The 19,056-nt window shown below is 32.7% G+C and carries 13 protein-coding genes; 12 read left to right on the top strand and 1 reads right to left on the bottom strand.

Translation table 11 applies throughout. The features are described 5' to 3' along the window. Positions 1-3: 3 nt before the first annotated feature. The 12 genes from ACQ96U_RS08090 (at position 4) to ACQ96U_RS08035 (ending at position 18,562) form a co-directional block, all read left to right on the top strand. Positions 4-1,647, top strand: coding sequence for a phage tail sheath family protein (locus tag ACQ96U_RS08090; RefSeq protein ID WP_431720737.1), 1,644 nt, complete (start codon positions 4-6; stop codon positions 1,645-1,647). Positions 1,648-1,736: 89 nt separating this feature from the next. Next, on the top strand, positions 1,737-2,195 hold the full coding sequence (locus tag ACQ96U_RS08085; RefSeq protein ID WP_431720736.1) for a phage tail protein: 459 nt from the start codon (positions 1,737-1,739) through the stop codon (positions 2,193-2,195). 46 nt (positions 2,196-2,241) lie between these two features. Next, complete coding sequence (locus ACQ96U_RS08080; protein ID WP_431720735.1) at positions 2,242-2,718, top strand: phage tail protein; 477 nt, start codon at positions 2,242-2,244, stop codon at positions 2,716-2,718. Between the two features lie 181 nt (positions 2,719-2,899). Beyond that, complete coding sequence (locus ACQ96U_RS08075) at positions 2,900-3,622, top strand: CIS tube protein (protein WP_431720734.1); 723 nt, start codon at positions 2,900-2,902, stop codon at positions 3,620-3,622. A 17-nt stretch (positions 3,623-3,639) separates the two neighbouring features. Next, a complete protein-coding gene (gene vgrG / locus ACQ96U_RS08070; protein ID WP_431720733.1) occupies positions 3,640-5,430 on the top strand; it encodes a type VI secretion system tip protein VgrG in 1,791 nt (596 codons plus the stop codon). A gap of 118 nt (positions 5,431-5,548) precedes the next feature. Further along, positions 5,549-5,839 carry a PAAR domain-containing protein gene (locus ACQ96U_RS08065; protein ID WP_431720732.1) on the top strand — a complete coding sequence of 97 codons (291 nt, stop codon included), beginning with the start codon at positions 5,549-5,551 and terminating at the stop codon, positions 5,837-5,839. A gap of 60 nt (positions 5,840-5,899) precedes the next feature. After that, positions 5,900-6,301, top strand: coding sequence for a GPW/gp25 family protein (locus ACQ96U_RS08060; protein WP_431720731.1), 402 nt, complete (start codon positions 5,900-5,902; stop codon positions 6,299-6,301). A gap of 84 nt (positions 6,302-6,385) precedes the next feature. Then, positions 6,386-10,336, top strand: a complete 3,951-nt coding sequence (locus ACQ96U_RS08055) for a baseplate J/gp47 family protein (RefSeq protein ID WP_431720730.1) — start codon at positions 6,386-6,388, stop codon at positions 10,334-10,336. Further along, on the top strand, positions 10,323-11,165 hold the full coding sequence (locus tag ACQ96U_RS08050; RefSeq protein ID WP_431720729.1) for a hypothetical protein: 843 nt from the start codon (positions 10,323-10,325) through the stop codon (positions 11,163-11,165). Before ACQ96U_RS08055 ends, ACQ96U_RS08050 begins: the two co-directional genes overlap by 14 nt. Further along, the gene (locus ACQ96U_RS08045; protein WP_431720728.1) at positions 11,158-13,656 is read left to right on the top strand and encodes a hypothetical protein; all 2,499 of its coding nucleotides are present in this window, start codon (positions 11,158-11,160) and stop codon (positions 13,654-13,656) included. The genes ACQ96U_RS08050 and ACQ96U_RS08045 overlap by 8 nt, the downstream gene beginning before the upstream one ends. 35 nt (positions 13,657-13,691) lie before the next feature. Then, positions 13,692-17,222, top strand: coding sequence for a contractile injection system tape measure protein (locus ACQ96U_RS08040; protein WP_431720727.1), 3,531 nt, complete (start codon positions 13,692-13,694; stop codon positions 17,220-17,222). Next, positions 17,219-18,562 carry an ATP-binding protein gene (locus ACQ96U_RS08035; RefSeq protein ID WP_431720726.1) on the top strand — a complete coding sequence of 448 codons (1,344 nt, stop codon included), beginning with the start codon at positions 17,219-17,221 and terminating at the stop codon, positions 18,560-18,562. The genes ACQ96U_RS08040 and ACQ96U_RS08035 overlap by 4 nt, the downstream gene beginning before the upstream one ends. A 147-nt stretch (positions 18,563-18,709) precedes the next feature. Here ACQ96U_RS08035 and ACQ96U_RS08030 read toward each other — a convergent pair whose 3' ends face one another. Further along, positions 18,710-19,000, bottom strand: coding sequence for a hypothetical protein (locus tag ACQ96U_RS08030; RefSeq protein WP_431720725.1), 291 nt, complete (start codon positions 18,998-19,000; stop codon positions 18,710-18,712). Between the last annotated feature and the right edge of the window lie 56 nt (positions 19,001-19,056).

Here is a 19,056-nt window from a genome sequence, read left to right as displayed (position 1 = left end):
ACAATGGCACAAATGAAGACCCCTGGTGTCTATATTCAAGAGAAAAATGCATTTGGAAATTCGATAGTCGAAGTGGCTACTGCGGTACCTGTTTTTATTGGTTACACTGAAATAGCAATGAGTAATGGGAAATCAATTCTCAATCAGCCTTGGCCAATTAGTTCACTTTCTGAATTTGAAACCTATTTTGGTGGGGCTCCCGTACCTTCGTTTGAATTTCAAGAGGTATCAGATAAAAGCGATGGCAGTTCAGCTGATACTCCTTTCGATATTTTGGGTGAACATACTTATAGTGTAAAAACTGAGTCAACAACAAAATATAAAATTGTGCAATCCTCAAATCAATATTTCTTATATTATTGCATGCAGTTATTTTTCCAAAATGGTGGTGGTAATTGTTATATTATGTCTGTTGGAGATTACAGCAGTACAATAAGTCAAACAGATTTTACAAACGCTTTTGGACCTTTAGAAAAAGAAGAAGAGCCGACCATTGTGGTGATGCCTGATGCCGTTTTATTAGATCAGGAAGATTGTTATGCTGTAGAACAGCAAGCATTGCTACATTGTGGCACAATGCAAAATCGTGTTGCTATTGTAGATATTTGGAATGGTTATCAAGATTTAAATCAACCATCAGCTACAACAAACCAAATCGATAATTTTCGAAATAGCATAGGAACAAACTTCTTAGAGTATTCAATGGCCTATTACCCTTGGCTGAATACATCTAATGTGTCTGAAGGGGCACTGTTGTACTCTTCATTATCAAGTGATTCATTGACAACCCTACAAAACTTAATAATGAATGAGTTTACACCAGTGCCTGATTCAACATCAGCGCTTGCGAAAGCGATTGCAAATCTAACAAAAACAGATGAGGAGTTAGTACCAGGTACTCCAGCAAAACCAGAAGTAAAGAAAGGTGATAAAGTTGTTACTCCTGCAACTGATGCTAAACCTGCAACCCCAGCACAAATTAATGCTGCTAAAAAACGTTTAAGCCAAACATTGTTGAGTGTCAGCACCGTTTATAAAAATGTGTTATCTGATATGGCCACTATTCTTAATACATTGCCGCCCTCTGCAGCAATGGCTGGGGTTTATACTATGGTGGATAACACGCAAGGAGTATGGAAAGCCCCTGCAAATGTGAGTTTAAATAGCGTGATAGCACCAACAGTGACTATTTCAAACCAGGAACAACAAAACTTAAATATGCCATTAGATGGTAAAGCCGTGAATGCGATTCGGGTATTTAAAGGAGAGGGCACTATGGTATGGGGTGCTCGAACGTTGGATGGCAATAGCCAAGATTGGCGCTATATTAACGTGCGTCGCACCATGATTATGCTGGAACAATCCATTAAAGATGCATGTAAAGTCTTTGTGTTTGATGCCAATGATGCTCATACCTGGTTAAGTGTTGAAACTATGATCACAGCATTTTTAACCACTATTTGGAGCCAAGGTGGTCTTGCCGGCTCTAGTGCTGCAGAGGCTTTCTCTGTCGCAGTGGGTCTTGGCAAAACAATGAATGCGGATGATATATTAAATGGCATAATGAAAGTAGTGGTATTAGTTGCGATCACGCATCCAGCTGAGTTTATTCAAATTACTTTTGAGCAGGAAATGCAAAAAGGTTGAAACCATTAGCGAGCGCCTGTTAACAAGCCCTAGCTAATCATTCGATTTGTAATCAAAAATACGTATAGGCAATTACTTGGGAGAAAAAAATGGCAGATAATGGATCCGTTGAATCAAAAACCATTTGGCCAATGCCAAAATTTCACTTTAATGTTAAATGGGGTACTAACACAATATCATTTCAAGAAGTATCAGGGCTAGATGCGGAACATCAAGTTATCGAATATCGAGCAGGAGATAGTGCAACTTACTCAACAGTAAAAATGCCGGGAATTGCCAAATACAGCAATGTCACGATGAAAAAAGGAATTTATGTTTCCGATAATAGCTTTTGGGATTGGATGGCTAAAATAAAAATGAATACGATTGAACGCATTCCTGTCGTTATTTCTTTGTTAAATGAATTACAGAAACCTACCATGGTATGGACACTAAAAAATGCATGGCCAACAAAAATAACTGCAACAGATTTAAAATCGGATGGTAATGAAGTCGCTATTGATAGTATTGAAATTGCCCATGAAGGACTCACGATCAAAAATGCATAGATTGGTAAGCTTTAAAAATACTTTATAGATTGAGCAATGAAATGATATGAGTATTTTAAACTGGTTAGAAGATGAGTTCAAACAACCCGTTAGTTTTAGCTTTAAGGTGGCTTTTGTGGGCTCGTTATTACCCGTTCCAGATACAGGGTTTCAATCTGTGACAGGTATCAGCAGTGAAATGCAAACAGAAGAGATACGTGAAGGTGGGGAAAACCGATATGTGCATCAATTGCCTAATGGTGTTAAAGCCAATCGTTTAGTATTAAAAAGGGGGGTAGCGTCTCTGGTTTCACCATTAGTCATTTGGTGTAAAGCAGTTTTTGAATCTGATTTATCAATACCTATTGTACCCATGCCTATCATGGTTTATTTATTGGATGAGCAAAAGCTACCTTCGCGGGTATGGAGTTTTTCCGGGGCATGGCCGATTAAGTGGGAGGTAGATGAATTTAACTCAACAAAAAATGAAGTAGCAATTGAGGAGATTGAATTAAATTATAATTATTCAAAAAGAGTACTATAAAATGAGTGTGAATGTAAAAAATATGATGATACATGTAACTGGTAAGTCATCAAATAAATCTTTGATTGAAGATGAAATGACGCATCACCAGCAACCCTGCTATGAAGCAATGAAGGAAGATATCATAATACAATGTAAACATATGATAAAAAAATGTTTAGAAGAACAACGAGAACGATAAATGACATTATCACTTTCTTTAAAAAAAGAAAAGTTAAAAATAATAGCCTGTAACCTGAATAACGGTGAATTAAGCAAGAGTGAAACTTCATTTGAAGTGATGATTAATCCAGATAGTATTAATCATGAGTATAAAATAAACTATACATCCAATGACTCACATAAGCGAGTACAAGGCGCTATAGCACCTGAAGTAAAGTTTGCAGGATATGAAGCAGAAGAACTAAGTTTTGATCTTGTATTGGATGGAACAGGTGTAGTAACAAAAGGTTTGAGTGCTATTTTAACGTCGGGGTTAACTTCAAAAGTAACAAAACAGCTTATGGCGTTAAAAAAAATTCTATACGAATATAATGGTAAAGAGCATACACCCAATATAGTAGAAGTGAACTGGGGCGATATCGCTTTTATTGGCCGATTATCTAAGTTGTCAGTTAATTATACCCTTTTTAAACCAAATGGTGCTCCATTAAGAGCAAAAGTAGGGTTAGCATTTTCAGGGTATATTAGTAATGATGAAGCCGAAAAATTAGCCAATAAATCTTCTCCTGATTTAACGCATATGGTGGTAGTAAAAGCAGGAGATACACTGCCATTGCTTTGTCATCAGATATATAAAAATTGTAATTATTATCCGCAAGTCGCACGTTTTAATCAATTAAAAAGCTGCACACGCTTACAACCAGGAACTTCTTTGTATTTTCCACCCATAGATAATGAGTAATTTAATGAGATACATACATGGCAAATTCACCAGAGAAAGGTTCAAGTGAGTTTTTAGCATTAGAGGTTACGAGTGCTGGCAAGGTAATTAAGGATGATATCAACATCATTTCTGTTGAGGTAACTTCTTCACTTAATGCAATACCTACAGCAAGGTTAGTGATAGCTGATGGCAATATGCCAGAAAAAAAATTCCCTGTAAGTGACCAAAATACATTTAAGCCTGGAGCAGAAATAACAATTTCAGCGGGTTATGCATCTAAAACTACGCCAATTTTTTCAGGTGTTGTGATAAAACAAAGTGTTATTATTAGTGAAGATAATTTTTCTCGATTAGTCATTGAATGTCGGGATAAAGCCATTGCAATGACAGTTGCTCGTAAAAATGATAATTATATTAAACAAAAAGACAGTGATATTATCTCTACCGTGGTGAAAGAGTACTCTGGGTTATCCGCTGATGTAACCACGACTCAAACACAGTATCCTGAATTAGTAAAATATAATTGTACAGATTGGGATTTTATTATAACAAGAGCACAATTGAATGGTTTGCTCGTATCTATTGATAAAGGAAAACTAACCGTAGCCCCTCCCAAAGTGGATGGAGATGCAGAGCTTGTCGTGTCATGGGGAACTGATTTAATTGAGTTTAATGCTGACTTAGATGCGCGTTACCAGTTCAAATCGGTTATTGCATCTAGCTGGGATATCAAAACACAGAAAATGGTAGCGCAACAAGTACCTCCACAAACATTGAATAAACAGGGGAATATAACATCGGCTGAGCTTGCCAAAGTACTAGGGCTAGCAAATTATGGTTTGCAAACATCGAGTTCATTGGAAACCCCCGAACTAAAACAATGGGCAAAAAGTCGTCAAGTACAGTCGGGCTTGGCACGTATCCGTGGGGGTATGAAGTTTCAAGGAAATGCAAAAGCAAAAGTAGGAACGCTTATTGAAGTACAAGGCGTAGGTCAGCGATTTAATGGTTCGGTATTCGTCAGTACAGTTATACATAGACTAGAGGGTGGACAATGGATCACGGAGGTAGTATTTGGACTATCGCCTCATTTTTTTTCAGAAATGCATGATTTAAAAGCGCCACCGGCATCAGGAATATTACCAGCCATAGAAGGTTTGCAAATAGGTACGGTACTAAAATTAGAGGGAGACCCTGAAAAGCAAGAACGTATTCAAGTTTCTGTACCCGTTATACAAGCGAAAACAAAAGGCGTTTGGGCGAGACTCGCCAATTATTATGCTTCATCAGGTGTTGGAAACTTTTTTATTCCAGAGGTGGGTGATGAAGTCATACTAGGATATATAAATAATGACCCAAATAATCCCATTATTTTAGGTAGTTTGTATAGTAGTAGTAAAAAACCACCTTACGACATTAAAGCTAAAAACCCGGTTAAAGGAATTGTATCAAAAAGCAAGCTTAAAATTGAATTTGATGATGAAAACAAAGTAATGACAATCATTACCCCTGGTAATAATCAGTTAGTATTGAGTGATAAAGAGAAGTCAGTTGTTATTGAGGATCAAAATAATAATAAAATTACCCTTTCATCTGATGGTATAAGTTTAAATAGCAGTAAAAATATCGAATTGAGTGCAAAAAATGCAGTAAATATAAGTGCTACTGGTAAATTATCAATTAGCACTAAAGATGATCTGACATTGTCTGGAACCAATATCAATCAAACTGCTAATATGAATTTCGTTGCTAAAGGAAATGCTTCACTTGCATTATCTGCATCTGGAGAAGCTACCTTAAAAGGCGCAATGGTGATGATTAACTAATAATCTTTTTCCATAATGAAGAAGTTGTCGATGTTCTTGACACTGATTTTCACACTTAATTAATAAAGCGCCTTGACTTTGGGTGCATTAATTATATTGGATAACGTAAGGTGAATAAATGCCTCCAGCGGCTAGAGTAGGGGATTTACATGTTTGCCCCATGGTAACAGGAGTAGTTCCTCATGTGGGAGGGCCTGTAATAGGACCTCCAACAGGCACTGTACTTATTGGTGGTGAACCTGCTGCTGTCTTAGAGTATATGTGTGAATGTACTGGTCCTCCGGATCAAATTGTAATGGGCTCTACCACAGTAATGTTAAATGGAAAACCTGCTGCTCGAATGGGCGATACGACTGCGCATGGAGGGACAATCGCTATAGGTTGCCCTACGGTGTTAATCGGTGGGTAAGATATAGAAAACTATAGGCTTGATTTCACAGTATGCACTTTGATTTTCAAAGGTAAAAAAATGAATCCAGAGTTTATTGGAACAGGATGGAAGTTTCCTCCACAGTTTAATCAATATCATAGACAAGTCGAAATGTCTTCGTCAGATGAAAATATTCAACAAAGTCTTCATATTTTGTTATCTACTAAGCCAGGTGAAAGGGTTATGCAACCATCTTATGGATGCCATTTACAGTCTTTTATTTTTGATAGCTTGGATTTGGGTATACTTACACAAGTAAAAGAATCTGTAAGAAAATCAATATTATTATTTGAACCACGAATTACTGTTGTGAATATTGAAGTGCAACCAGAACGTAGTTGGATAAATATCATGATCGATTATGTTATTAGAGCTACAAATACAAGAAGTAATAAAGTTTATCCATATTATTATAAAGAAGGGACTAATATACATGACTGAACTAAGGGCTATTCAAATAATTCACTATTTATTTGAATAAGTCTAAAGTATATAGTGATGAATAGATACAGGTAGTAGTGGAAGATGAGTCATTCTGGAACAAGCCAGCAAAATAGATTAGAACGTATCATCCAGCAATCAAATTTTCTTGTCGATGAGAGAACATTTGATGATTTATTAATGTATGGAAAACGATTAGCGTCAGGGTTACGCTATTATTCGACAGATAATAAAGTAGTAGGATCTTGGGAAGCATTATTTGAAAATAATCCTGTTGTAATAATGGCCAGTATTTCTACTTTGAACATTAAAAAACTAAAGGAGGACTTTGCGCGTCAACTGGACAGGAATGTATATCGCCAATTATTATTTGTAATCAAAAAGTATATGGAGGTTAATAGTTGGTATAGTTGCTTGTCTCAGTCAAAGGATAAATGGGCTAATGATTTTAGTGATAAAATTCATTCAGTTATAAGTAAAAGCTTAAAGGCAGAAATGCATAAGCTAGGGACTATAATAAACCACTTAATGAATAGTGGAGAAATGACCATTCAATTGACATTTGAACAATTTCATGAAGTTTGGGAAATTAATATAAGCACCGACGGTCAGGCGATATTTAATCAAAAATACAACGAATTAATCATTGATGTTCGTGAGAATAATACCCAGATTTTTCGAAGGCAGATACAACATGCATTTATTATGTTAATAAATGGTTTGGTTTTTTTAAAGCAATCAGAGATAAACTATCCTGAAAGCCTATTGCATAGTCAAGAGCATGACCCTGCATTAGGACTGTTTATGGTATTTTTGAAACTGTATTCGATTGCACAAAATGCGATTAATCAATTTACAGATAGACACCGGGAATTTTATTATAAGAAAATATTAGCAACACTACCTGAAAATGAAACAGTAGAAAGTGCGTATTTGACATTCAATCTTTTACCTGATGCCAAAGAACCAGTTTCAATACCTAAAGGGACTTATATCATTCCTGGTTATAGTCCCCCACTAAATCAAGTTAGATTTCAAACTGAAAGTAGTCTTTTAGTAACTGATGCATCCGTTACAACCATTTTAAGTTTACTACTATTGCATGATAATAAGATATCGCCACAATGTGAATTTAACTATATTACTGGGTTACAGTGTAAAAAAGTATTTGGTGAAAATAAAAATAAGAATAAATCAGAAAACCCAGTGCTTGATTTCAGTCATTTAGGTATTGCTATTGAATCAAAAGACTTGTGGTTAGCAGAAGGGGAGCGACAGCTTGTTGTTAAATTTGAATTTGATATTGATAATAGCACTAAAACAGAGTTATTAAAACAGGTTGATAAGGCAAACACAGCAAAAGAACTAACCTTGGTGTTGGGAAAGTTATTTAGTTGTTGCCTCCTAAGTACTCAAGCAATAAATAATAATAGTACTAATCACTGGCTAAGTGAATCTGAGAATGAAGAAGTAAGAAAAAAAGTAAGTTTACTACTGGATAAAGTTCAGGCAGAGTATATATGTAATTTATTCAAGCAAAGTAAAAGTCATTTTTTCAAACTTGTTAAAGATATCTTTATTATAAAGCTGAGTACAGTTAATGGTTGGCAGACAACTAAAAAATATTTAATCAGTTCATGCACTATTGCTTGTGATAACAAGCGGATTGAAGATACTAATCAATATTATGGTTTTGAGTTAACTATTGACCTTCCTTGTCAATTTCCACCCATTATTGCATGTGATATGTTAACTCATGGTGATCATTGGCAAACAGATAATCCTGTTTTACAAATATTGTGTAACCCGAATGCTTATTTTTATCCTTATTCCCTGTTTTTGGGATGTGATATTACTAGTATCACTATTGAATCTAAAGTGCGAGGGTTGACTGAGTTAAAGGCTTATAATGAACAAGGCGTAGTTGATATAAATAAACCATTCAAACTCTTTGGGATAGAAGCTAATGTTAATGCCAATTTTATTTTTGGTAATTATGAGGCAGTGAATAAATCACTAATAGAAGTATCGTTGAATATCACTTGGGATAATTTGCCTGAAGAGGGGTTTAATGCTTATTATACTGGCTACCCTTCAGATTATGGTTATAATGTGTTTAAAACCACAATTGCCAAACTATCGCAAGGTAATTGGATTGATTTGAGCTCTAAAAAAATGCCACTATTTACTTTAGTTGATACGAAGAGTACAAATCCTGAGCAATTGCAAGATCTATCTGATAAAAAAAATAATATTAATATAGCTAATAACGTTAGCTTTTCTTTAATGAATGGGAGAGTGGATAAAAAAGTTACAGGTACAACTATATTAGCCGATGATCAGGTATCGAAAGAAAAGTATGTATATAATATAAATACGTCTTCAGGGTTTTTTAAGTTAACATTAACTAATCCAGTCTATGGGTTTGGATTCAGTGAGCACCAAATAACGTTGGCAAAAGTGTTAGCCTATAATAATATGTTGCTAAGTAATGAAGTACAAAAGACGGCTACGAATATAGTTGTAGGTGATAAAGAAAAATTAAAAAAACAAGAAGTAAAAATAGGTGGTAACAAGTTTCTGCCAATGCCTAACAAGCCATTTATACCAACTGTAAGTAAAATTACATTAGATTATCAATCAAAGGAAGGCTATGATTTTATTAATAAATTTGACAATAAAAATATTGTGCTTTATCACATATATCCTTTTGGTATAAAAAAACTTAAATATGAAAACGTTCCTCAAAATACTCCAAGTGATAGATCATTCATTCCCCATTTTGAAGAAGAGGGTAGTATATATATAGGTATTACATCTAAAAATCTGAATGCACTGACTCATCTTCACCTTTATTTTAATATGTCACATTCAAATCCAACTGAATTAACTCAGTTAGCCTGGTATTACTTAGTTAATAATACCTGGAAACCCATGATAGATGATCAGATTGTCTCCGATGGAACGGGTGGGCTACAGCAGTCAGGGATTATAGTACTTGATATTCCAAAAAATATTTTATCTACATCAACCATGATGCCAAATGGTCAGTATTGGCTAAAGATATCAAGCAAAACAGGACTACCAGCTAATGGTAAACTGGTATCTGTCGTTGCGCATGCACTAATGATATCTCGTGAATATATGAGAGTAGAAATTGAAACTAACAAATCACCAATATTAAATAGTAAGCTTAAACCACAAAAGCATTATGCTGAGTGGTATTTATTAAATAGTATTACTGGCCTTGATAAAATTACTCAACAGGGTAATACATTTGGTGGTTTGCATGCAGAAAATACAAACCAATATTTTTGCCGCATTAGTGAGAGACTAAGGCATAAGAAGCGTGCTGTGACATCATGGGATTATGAGCATCTCGTATTAGAGCAATTTCCTAAAGTTCAAAAAGTAATATGTATAAATACTAATCAACTTACTCCATTGCAAAGGAATGAAGTTAATATAGAAAATACTAATACGAATGTGCTAGTGATAACTGCGTCTCAGCCTTTAAAATGTTTTCATAAATTAGCATGTAATACTCCATTGATGAGTTTTATGGAGCTTATGGCGATTCAAAATTATCTGCAGGGTTTGTCATCACCATTTGCTAAGGTTACTGTATGTAATCCACAATATATAACTGTGCAAGTCCGTTGTATGGTGTCTTTTACTAAGCATGATCAACAGGGTAAGATGACTGATGACTTGAATAATGCAATATCTGACTATATTTGTCCTTGGTCATCAGTCGGCCCTGAAAAAAAATTTGGCTGGGAAATTAATATTCAAGCAATGACTACATTTATAAATGAGTTGCCTTATATTGATGAGGTATTCAATTTAGAGTTAAATTCTGTAGTGCAAGAAGTATCTCCAATTTGTTTACTCGTGCCATCGTCGCATCATATAATAAATTTTAATAAATTATCTTGCAAAAGCGCATATGGAGTTGGTCTTGATAAAGTTGGACATGATTTTCAAATAAAGCAGAAAAATAAAGATAAGAGAGAGGATAATGGCACAACGTAATCGATTAACATTAAAAAATTATTTTCAAGATGGTGCAATTCCAACTTCACAACAGTTTGAGGATCTAATTGACTCTTCTGTAAATATAATTGAAGAGGGAATTAACTCAGTTACTGATAAAGGATTAGAAATAATCGCTCAAGAAGGGCAGTATCTCATCAGTTTTTTTTCTCAGCACTCAAGGTCCCATAAACCAAATTGGTCAATTAATTATAATGGTTCTGAACAAGATTTAAAGCTATTACGATACAGTGATGATAAGCAAATCATACCTGCACTAATGACATTTTCTTCTTCAGGATGTGTAGGGATTAATAATCCAAAACCTATTCATGATTTAGATATTGCTGGAGTTTTGAAATCGTATGGAAGAGTAGGAAGTCATATGTTGCCTCCTTCAAGTAAAGCAATAGCTGATGGTAATTGGCATACAATAACACCGACCTTGTCGGGTTGTCATGCATTTGAAGTGATGGCAGGTACAGGTCATCATGAAAAACAACAATTTGCATTAATGCATGCAATTGCAATGAATACACCTCTTGAAACTAAAGCAAAAGCAAAATTGAAATTTTTTAATACTAAAGATGGATCTACGACGCATGTAGATGGTATAAAAATGTGTCAAACAGGTAATATAAGAACTGGTATCACAATCGAGTTACAATGGGCTAACAGGGAAGAAACTGAGTATGTGCTACAAATCCGTACTAATCAAGAAATAAGTAAAAAAACTATTATTAACTACCAGTTGACACAACTGTGGTTTGATCCGGATATGAATGAGTGTTTTGAAACATCCCCGCCGCAGGATATGAAGTATGAGTGAAAAGAATACTAATATTGAAAATAAAAATAGTATTTCTCATCAAAATTTTTCAGAAGAACCAAATAGTTTTGAGAGTATCAGGCAGTTAGGCATTGACTATGCTCAAAAAATTTCTGGTAAGCTTTGGAGCGATTATAATCTAAGTGACCCAGGAGTTACACTGTTAGAACTATTATGTTATGAAATAACTGATTTGATTTATAGGGCTGAAAGTACAGTCGAAAACATCTTAACAAATGAATCTATGCATGTAGATTATCATAAACATGCATTGTTTTCACCGGACGAAGTATTCAGTGCGCGGTCGACGACTTTAGAAGATTATAAATACTTGTTGTTAGATCAAGTTAATGAGATAAATAATATTTGGATTTATTCTTCTTCAGAAAAATTAAATGTTGATAATAAGCATAATGAAGATATTAAGGGCTTATATTATATATTAGTCGAAGTGTCTGATGTTGTATTACATCGGAGTGTTTGTAGGGATGTAATGGAACAAACGATCAAAGATCGTGTGTTATCTGTTTTTAACGCTAACAGAAATATAAGTGAAGACCTTGCTAAGGTTATAGTTGTAGAAAATAATTTTTGTGAATTGTACGGAAAGATAGAAATCAAAGCGAACTGTGATGTTGACTTACTAATAGCTGACATTTATTGTATGGCTGGATGGTATATTAATAATGCTACTTTACCAATGAGTTATTTTGAAGCATATGATGAAGGTGAAAGTATAGAAGAAATTTTTACTGGCCCACTATTAGATTATGGTGTTTATCATGATTTGTCGTTAAAGAATGAACAAAGCTTGATTACAGTTTCAAAGCTATTTCATGAAATAAACCAGATGGATGGTGTTAATTCTGTTAATGAGTTAGATTTAGTCGGTGTTGATTACAACTATTTAAGCCTGTCTAAAAGGAAGGAGGGTGTTGAGTGTTTAAAGCTTAAAATACCAAAAATTTGTAAAGATATAAACATAGTATTAGTCCGTGATAATGTAAATGTTGAAGTTGGTTTTGAAAGGGTTAAAAAGTTATTTAATGAAAAATATTTCTCCAGTGAATATAAAAAAAATAATAAACAAATAGTTTCTCAATTATATGCTTTGCCATCAGGTGTATGCCAAAATATTTATCGGTTTAATTCAATAAAAAATAGTTTTCCATCTGTGTATTGTGATCTTGCAAGAAACAATAAAGAACAAAGTAAAGTATTTGCTAAACAATTTGATGCATACTTACTTCTGTTTGATCAGATTCTGGCAAATACGCATGCCAGTTTTGAGAATATAAAGACATTATTCTCAGTTGATATGCATAATAAGAATAGTTATTTTTTTTACCCGTTTGATAATCAAACTTTTCCTGGAATAAGTAGTGTATATCCGGAAAATTTTGATAAATTCTTAAAAAAAATATTAGTTGAACATGATGATTATTTTGAACGTAAAGGAAGATTGATCGACTATTTGTTATCACTTTATGGTGAAGAGATTAGTCCAGCCATATTTAGTTATTTTAATAATCTGCTCGATGAAGATGAATTAGATGAATTGATTCTTACTCATAAGATTAACTATCTTAGATCTATAATTGAGATAAGTAAAAATAGAGCAGGCGGGTTTGACTACCAAAATGAAGATATATTGAAAGGAACTGCTGGAGGATTTCAATTAAAAATCAGTTTTAACTTGGGCATGAAAATTTCCACAGCATACTCTTTGACTGAAGCGATTCATCATCAAAGTCTTGAGATCGTATTTGAGACTGATGAGCAACAACAAACTGATACTCAAACATCAATATCATTAGTAAATCAAGTAGAAAATATTCAGCGTATACCAAGACTTAAACAAAAAAATGAGGTTACTCTAACAATACTTGAAAAAGAAATTTCCAGTATTATACCTATTCAATCGAAAAAAATAACAAAATCATTGTTAGTGAATGGTATAAATATAAATTATTATGGAGTTAGTAGAGTCGTTGGCGAAAATTCATATAATCTTATATTTAGTAGGCCTGGTTATAACGAAAGCATTTTTTTAGGTAAATTCAAAAATAAAAAGAAAGCTATATTGGCTGCAAATTACTTTCGTTCTTTTCTTTTGTATTTGCATCAGGCTAGTGATGGATTACATGTTGTTGAGCATATACTTTTACGTGATATAAATGAAAAATCATCTGATGCCGATTTCTATAATTATCGTATCAGTATACTTTTTCCTAATTGGACCTTGCGTTGTCAGCAATTAGGATTTAAAGAAATTACTAGAAAAATTGTTCAAATTCATTGTCCAGTACATATTAGAGCTGATTGTTACTGGTTAAATGTCGAGCAAATGAGTTATTTTGAACAGGTATTTAAGCGCTGGTTGGTACTAAGAAGCAATAAATACGCACAAATGAAAGATCATGATAACAGAGAGTATAATCAGGTAACTTGTAAACTTGTAAAATGGCTGCAAGAACTACGTCAGAACTAGAATTTCTTGTTTGTTATTGATCTTTTAGGTGTAATATGAATAAACATCACAATATTGATGAATTTCGATTTGTTGTCGTATTCAATGGTGCCATTTTAAGTACAGAATTTGATCGTAGATTTGAAATGCATGTTGTTAAAAAAATATTACCTATAATTGATAAAGTATTTAATGAAGTAAACGATTATTTATTTGGTGAAAGTATTAGTATTGATGAATTGCAACTAAATATTAGAGAGATATATCAGGATATCAATAGTGATGGTTTTATTTCAAATGTAGCTATTATATTTGAGAAGTTATTACGGTTGAAACTGTTTAAAATGATTGAGTACAAAAAAATACACAAGTATAACAGTAATCAATCATTTATTACGGAGAAAGAAGAAGATGCGATAATAAAACTACTTGAGTATGGTTTTTACATGGGTAATGATTCTCAGTTAATGCATGCTTGGCCCAAAATTATTAGTAAATATAGGTATCTTGTTTATTTAATGATAAATAAGTTAGGCAGTAATGCGCTGGTTAGAAAACGGATTTCTTCAGGTTTTTCAAATTTCATATTTATGAATATTATACGTATTTTAGAACCTTTTGAATATAATTTTATTAATGCAGTGCTTCAAGAGTCAAAGAACCTAGAAAAAACTACCTGGCATAAACACACTGCCCATCAGTTTGATGCTAAAAATGATAATTACAGTGAAAATTTTTTTATTAAATCAAATTATAGTGTACTGCATCAGATGCGTGAGTTTACATTGGGATATTTGATTATAGAACGAGGAAGTAAATTTAATAAGAAAAACTATTTTTGCTCGGTCATTCAGCAAATGGCATCCTATAACAATATTGATGTTGAGGATTTGGCTAAAGATATGCTGTTTTTATTAAGTCAAGTAAAATTAGCAAGTCTTTATTTAAATGAAATGAAAGTAATATTAATCGAGTTACTTTCTTCCTCTATATGTGATTTTACGCATGATGATTGGTTATTTAGAATGGAATCAAATATTGCATTTGATAATAAGTCTGAGTCGTTAACAAATAAAAGTAATAATTTTTATGATATTTGTAAATCACCAAAATCTTTAGAGATATGGCTTAAAAACGCATTCAAGTTTAATAAGTTTGAAACGTTGAGGTATCTCTGGCCAATGCTGATTAAAAAATACCCTTTACTTATGAGAAATGTAATTTATACCCAAGGTCAGTTTTCGTATGTAAGAAACTGGATTGTATCTGCTTTTACATATACTATGTTAGAAGACTTGGTCAAATTATTTGATCCTAGCAATAAAAAATTTATATTACACTTTGTTTTTCTTGTAAATCAAATATGTATTACTTATGAGAATCGTACAAGTATTTATAAATATGACTGTATAGATAATAATATTAAGAGTGACGTTCCATTTTTAAACGCTACCATGCCTGATATTGGAAAAAGTAAGCAGTTACTTTTGTTAAATTTTAGTATTAATTATATACTTGTTGAAAGAGGGAGTTGTTTTAATAAAAAAAGTTATATGATAAGCATTATTAAGCAATTATCAAATCATTATAATTTAAGTTTTAGAGAAGTGTTTACCTTGGTTTTCGATGCTTTTTGTGGTAATGAATATGATAGTGATTGTTTAAAAGGAGTAGATTTAATTGCAAATCTATCTGGTGAAATCACTGCTGCTGATGATGTTGACGATATACCCAAAGATAAATTCTGTGCAAAAAATAATACTTTTAAACAAACTAAACAAACTAAACAAACTAAACAAACTAAAGAAAATAATTGGATAAATTCATTAGGTAAATCAAAGTTGATATCGAGAGACATTAGTATTTATTTGGATTGTGGATATGAGAATTTAATAAATAGTATTATCTTTGATTGTGGTGGGGTTAAGGAGGAAGTGTTTAAGAAAAATCTATCTATTTTGTTATGCAAATATCCCATGATTTTACAAAGATTCTTTCTTGAATTACGTTCAAATCATAGTTTGTTTCAAACTGTAGTGTCTTCATTAAGTTGTCAGCAGTTAAAGCTGATTATTTTTTTTTATATTCAGTTAATGCAGTCAAGTTGTTGTTTGAAAAGTGATATCCATGAACAAGTAATATTTTATATTGCTACTGTTAAGAAATTCATCAGCAATACTAAAATGTTAAAGGCTTATTATATCAAAATAATACATTATTTACTTTTTGGTAAATTTATTGACTTGGTAACTTTGAATTTACAGTTGCAGTCAGCTAATGAGAGTGTAAAAAACTGTAATGATAGCTCTCTATCTGTTGTTAGAGAGAAGATAATAGAACCTATGCATACAATGAATCAACTTCCTCAAAATAAAATTGAAAAATTACTTATTGAAAATCCTGATTTTATTAGGCGGATGTTTGAATCTGATGCTCAATCTTTAAAAAATATTATGATGCTGATTAATAATTTGCCTGAATCGGCACTTATAAAGATTTTAATCAGTCTTGAAGGTGAAATATTCAAGGAGCTGCTGCCGTGGGCTGATATATTTGCTAATGCATGTTATGGCTTCGAGAACGAATTGTTTGAAAGTGATACCAGTTTTAAAAAAATATACATGGCCTTGAAAAGAGGTAAATATACTAAATCGGTTGTTCAGTCTCTTAAGTGGCAATTTATATTCCATTATTTGGTTAAACAAGCTCCCTCTTTTGTGGTAGAAATATTTATTCGTGGTTTTATTGAGCATTTAATGAGGGTGATAAATATTAATGAGCTAGATAGTTCTGAAGTTGCAAAGTTTTATTCTCGGTTGAGTGGTTATTTTGTCTTTAATTTATTGTCAAATAATTATAAATTTACCAACAGGATTCTGCAAATAATCAAAGAGTATAGTCAGCAAAAATTAAATAATTTCTTTTTTTTAAAGTCGTCCGTGCACGTTTTTAATGATAACCCTATGACTGATAACTCAAAGAAATACATTAAACGAGAATTTGGTGAAAAATCGTATAAAGCGGCTACTTTTTTTTCTGAAGAGTTAAATGATGTTAAATTTGTTCATGATATTATTATAGAGAATGCTGGAATTGTTTTATTATCACCTTATTTACCACTGCTTTTTGAGCGTCTTGAATTGATTATTGATGGTGTGTTTGTTGATAAGTTTTCTGTTAAAAGAGCTGTACACATATTGCAGTACTTAGCTGATGCTGAGTATTTATTAAATAATAGTAGTATGATTGATAAATCATTTGAATTAAATAATATTTTGTGTGGGGTGAATCCAAAGGAATTTATAGATTTAAATATTGTTATCGATGATAACGGTAAAGATATTGCTGAGAGCCTTTTGGCTGGTATTCTTGATAATTGGGGTAGCATAGGAAATGTATCTATCGATACATTAAGAGAAATTTTTTTGCAAAGAAATGGTGTTCTAACATTTAAGGATGATACTTGGCAGCTATTAATTGACGATAAACCATATGATATGCTATTAGACTCAGTTTCTTGGAATTATAAAGCAATAAAGTACTCTTGGATGCCTCATCTGCTCAATGTTATATGGCGTACTAAATGATGAATGATGATTACGATAAATCAACAGTTTTTACGTTAGAAATCAACTGGTTTCAAAAAGTTCTAGATCAAAAAATTAAGTTGTTCTTTAATCAAGGTGCAGAAGTAGATAATATTTATGAATTATCACCACCTGATTTATCTTCGTTTTCAACTTGTTATTCTGATTTTGTTAGAGATTATAAACTATCATTTAAAGAAAGAATTATATTTATTTTGACTCTACTACCTCATGTAAACGCTACGATACTTTCAGGTCTATACTCCATGCAGTATGACTCTTGCTATACTGATTTTGGTATAGTAGATTCTCAAGAGTTTGGTAAACTAATGCCAACGTGCCAAACAGTCCTTTTTTTACTAACAGCTAGTGATCTTGAAGAACGCTTAACGTTTATTAGGTGGCTTCAAAATGATATGGTTTTATTTAAAAATGGGATTGTGCGTATAAATTCGTCTGGTGTGAGTGGTTCGTTTGCCAATGGCATAGTAACGGTTAGTAATAAATATTTAAGTAAATTAATGAGTATTTCAAGTGCTAAACTACATTATTCATCTAATTTCCCTGCTCGACTAATATCTACTTCTTTAGATTGGTATGATACGGTACTTGAATTACAAACACTAAGTGAAATTGAAAAAATTATCGCGTGGCATCAATATTCGGAAGTAATTTCACAAAATTGGAATTTAGTAAAGGCTTTAAAACCCGGATATCGTTGTTTGTTTTATGGGCCTCCAGGTACAGGTAAAACATTAACTGTACAACTCATTGGCAAAGATCTTGATCTTGAAGTATATCGTGTTGATTTATCTATGCTGGTATCAAAGTATATTGGTGAAACAGAGAAAAATCTCGCTAATTTGTTTGATATTGCTATAGATAATAATTGGCTACTCTTTTTTGATGAGGCAGATGCTTTATTTTCTGCTCGGAATGGTGGTAATTCTGCTAATGATAAACATGCAAATCAAGAGATTGCCTATTTGTTACAGCGTATTGAAGACTTTCCTGGTTTAGTCATATTAGCTACAAATTTACGAACAAATATTGATGATGCATTTTATCGAAGGTTTCAGTCTTTAGTGTACTTTCCCATGCCTAGTTATGAAATACGTTTGATGATTTGGAAAAAATATTTGAATCATAATGTGGATAAAAATATTGATATCGAAAAAATAGCAGAAGAGTATGAGTTATCAGGGGGGGCAATTATTAATGTACTCCGCTATGCTGCAATTTGTGCATGGCAAGATAGAAATGAACTTATAACTCAAAAAAATCTTGAGGTAAGTATCAGACATGAGCTGCAAAAATCTGGTAAAGTGATATTAAATTAGCTTTGAAATATTAATTAACGAACCAAAAAATATACTACTTATATAATCTATTGCTTATTTTTTGTACACGTTACCAAATTAGAGAAGGATGGCATAAAAAATACTTAATCTTTATGCCATCCTTTACCATGTTGTAAATTTTAAAATTTAGTATGCAATTGCTCTATACGCTAAGTAGACTTCACCATAATGTTTCCAGTTTCTTTTAATTGCTGTTACAGAAACATCACTGTTTTTCGTATATGCTGAGCTTAAAATGAGTAGAATGCTTAAGTCAGCTTGGTCAATATAGCATGACTCACCATTGGCAAATGAAACGGCATAATAGCCATCAGTTCCGCCAGGGAAAGCTTGAATACTAGAGACTTTTGTATCCCAAATTGGATTGTTTGAAGTGCTTTTTGCTACTTTTTCATTACATTTTACTGGAAGTTCCATTTTCCTATCCTTTCAACATTGTATTGTTAGTAACCAGAACCACAAGTCCTTGTATA

The sequence above is a fragment of the Zooshikella sp. RANM57 genome, from assembly GCF_050749885.1.
Classification (GTDB): domain Bacteria; phylum Pseudomonadota; class Gammaproteobacteria; order Pseudomonadales; family Zooshikellaceae; genus Zooshikella.
This window is presented reverse-complemented; position numbering and strand designations above follow the sequence as displayed.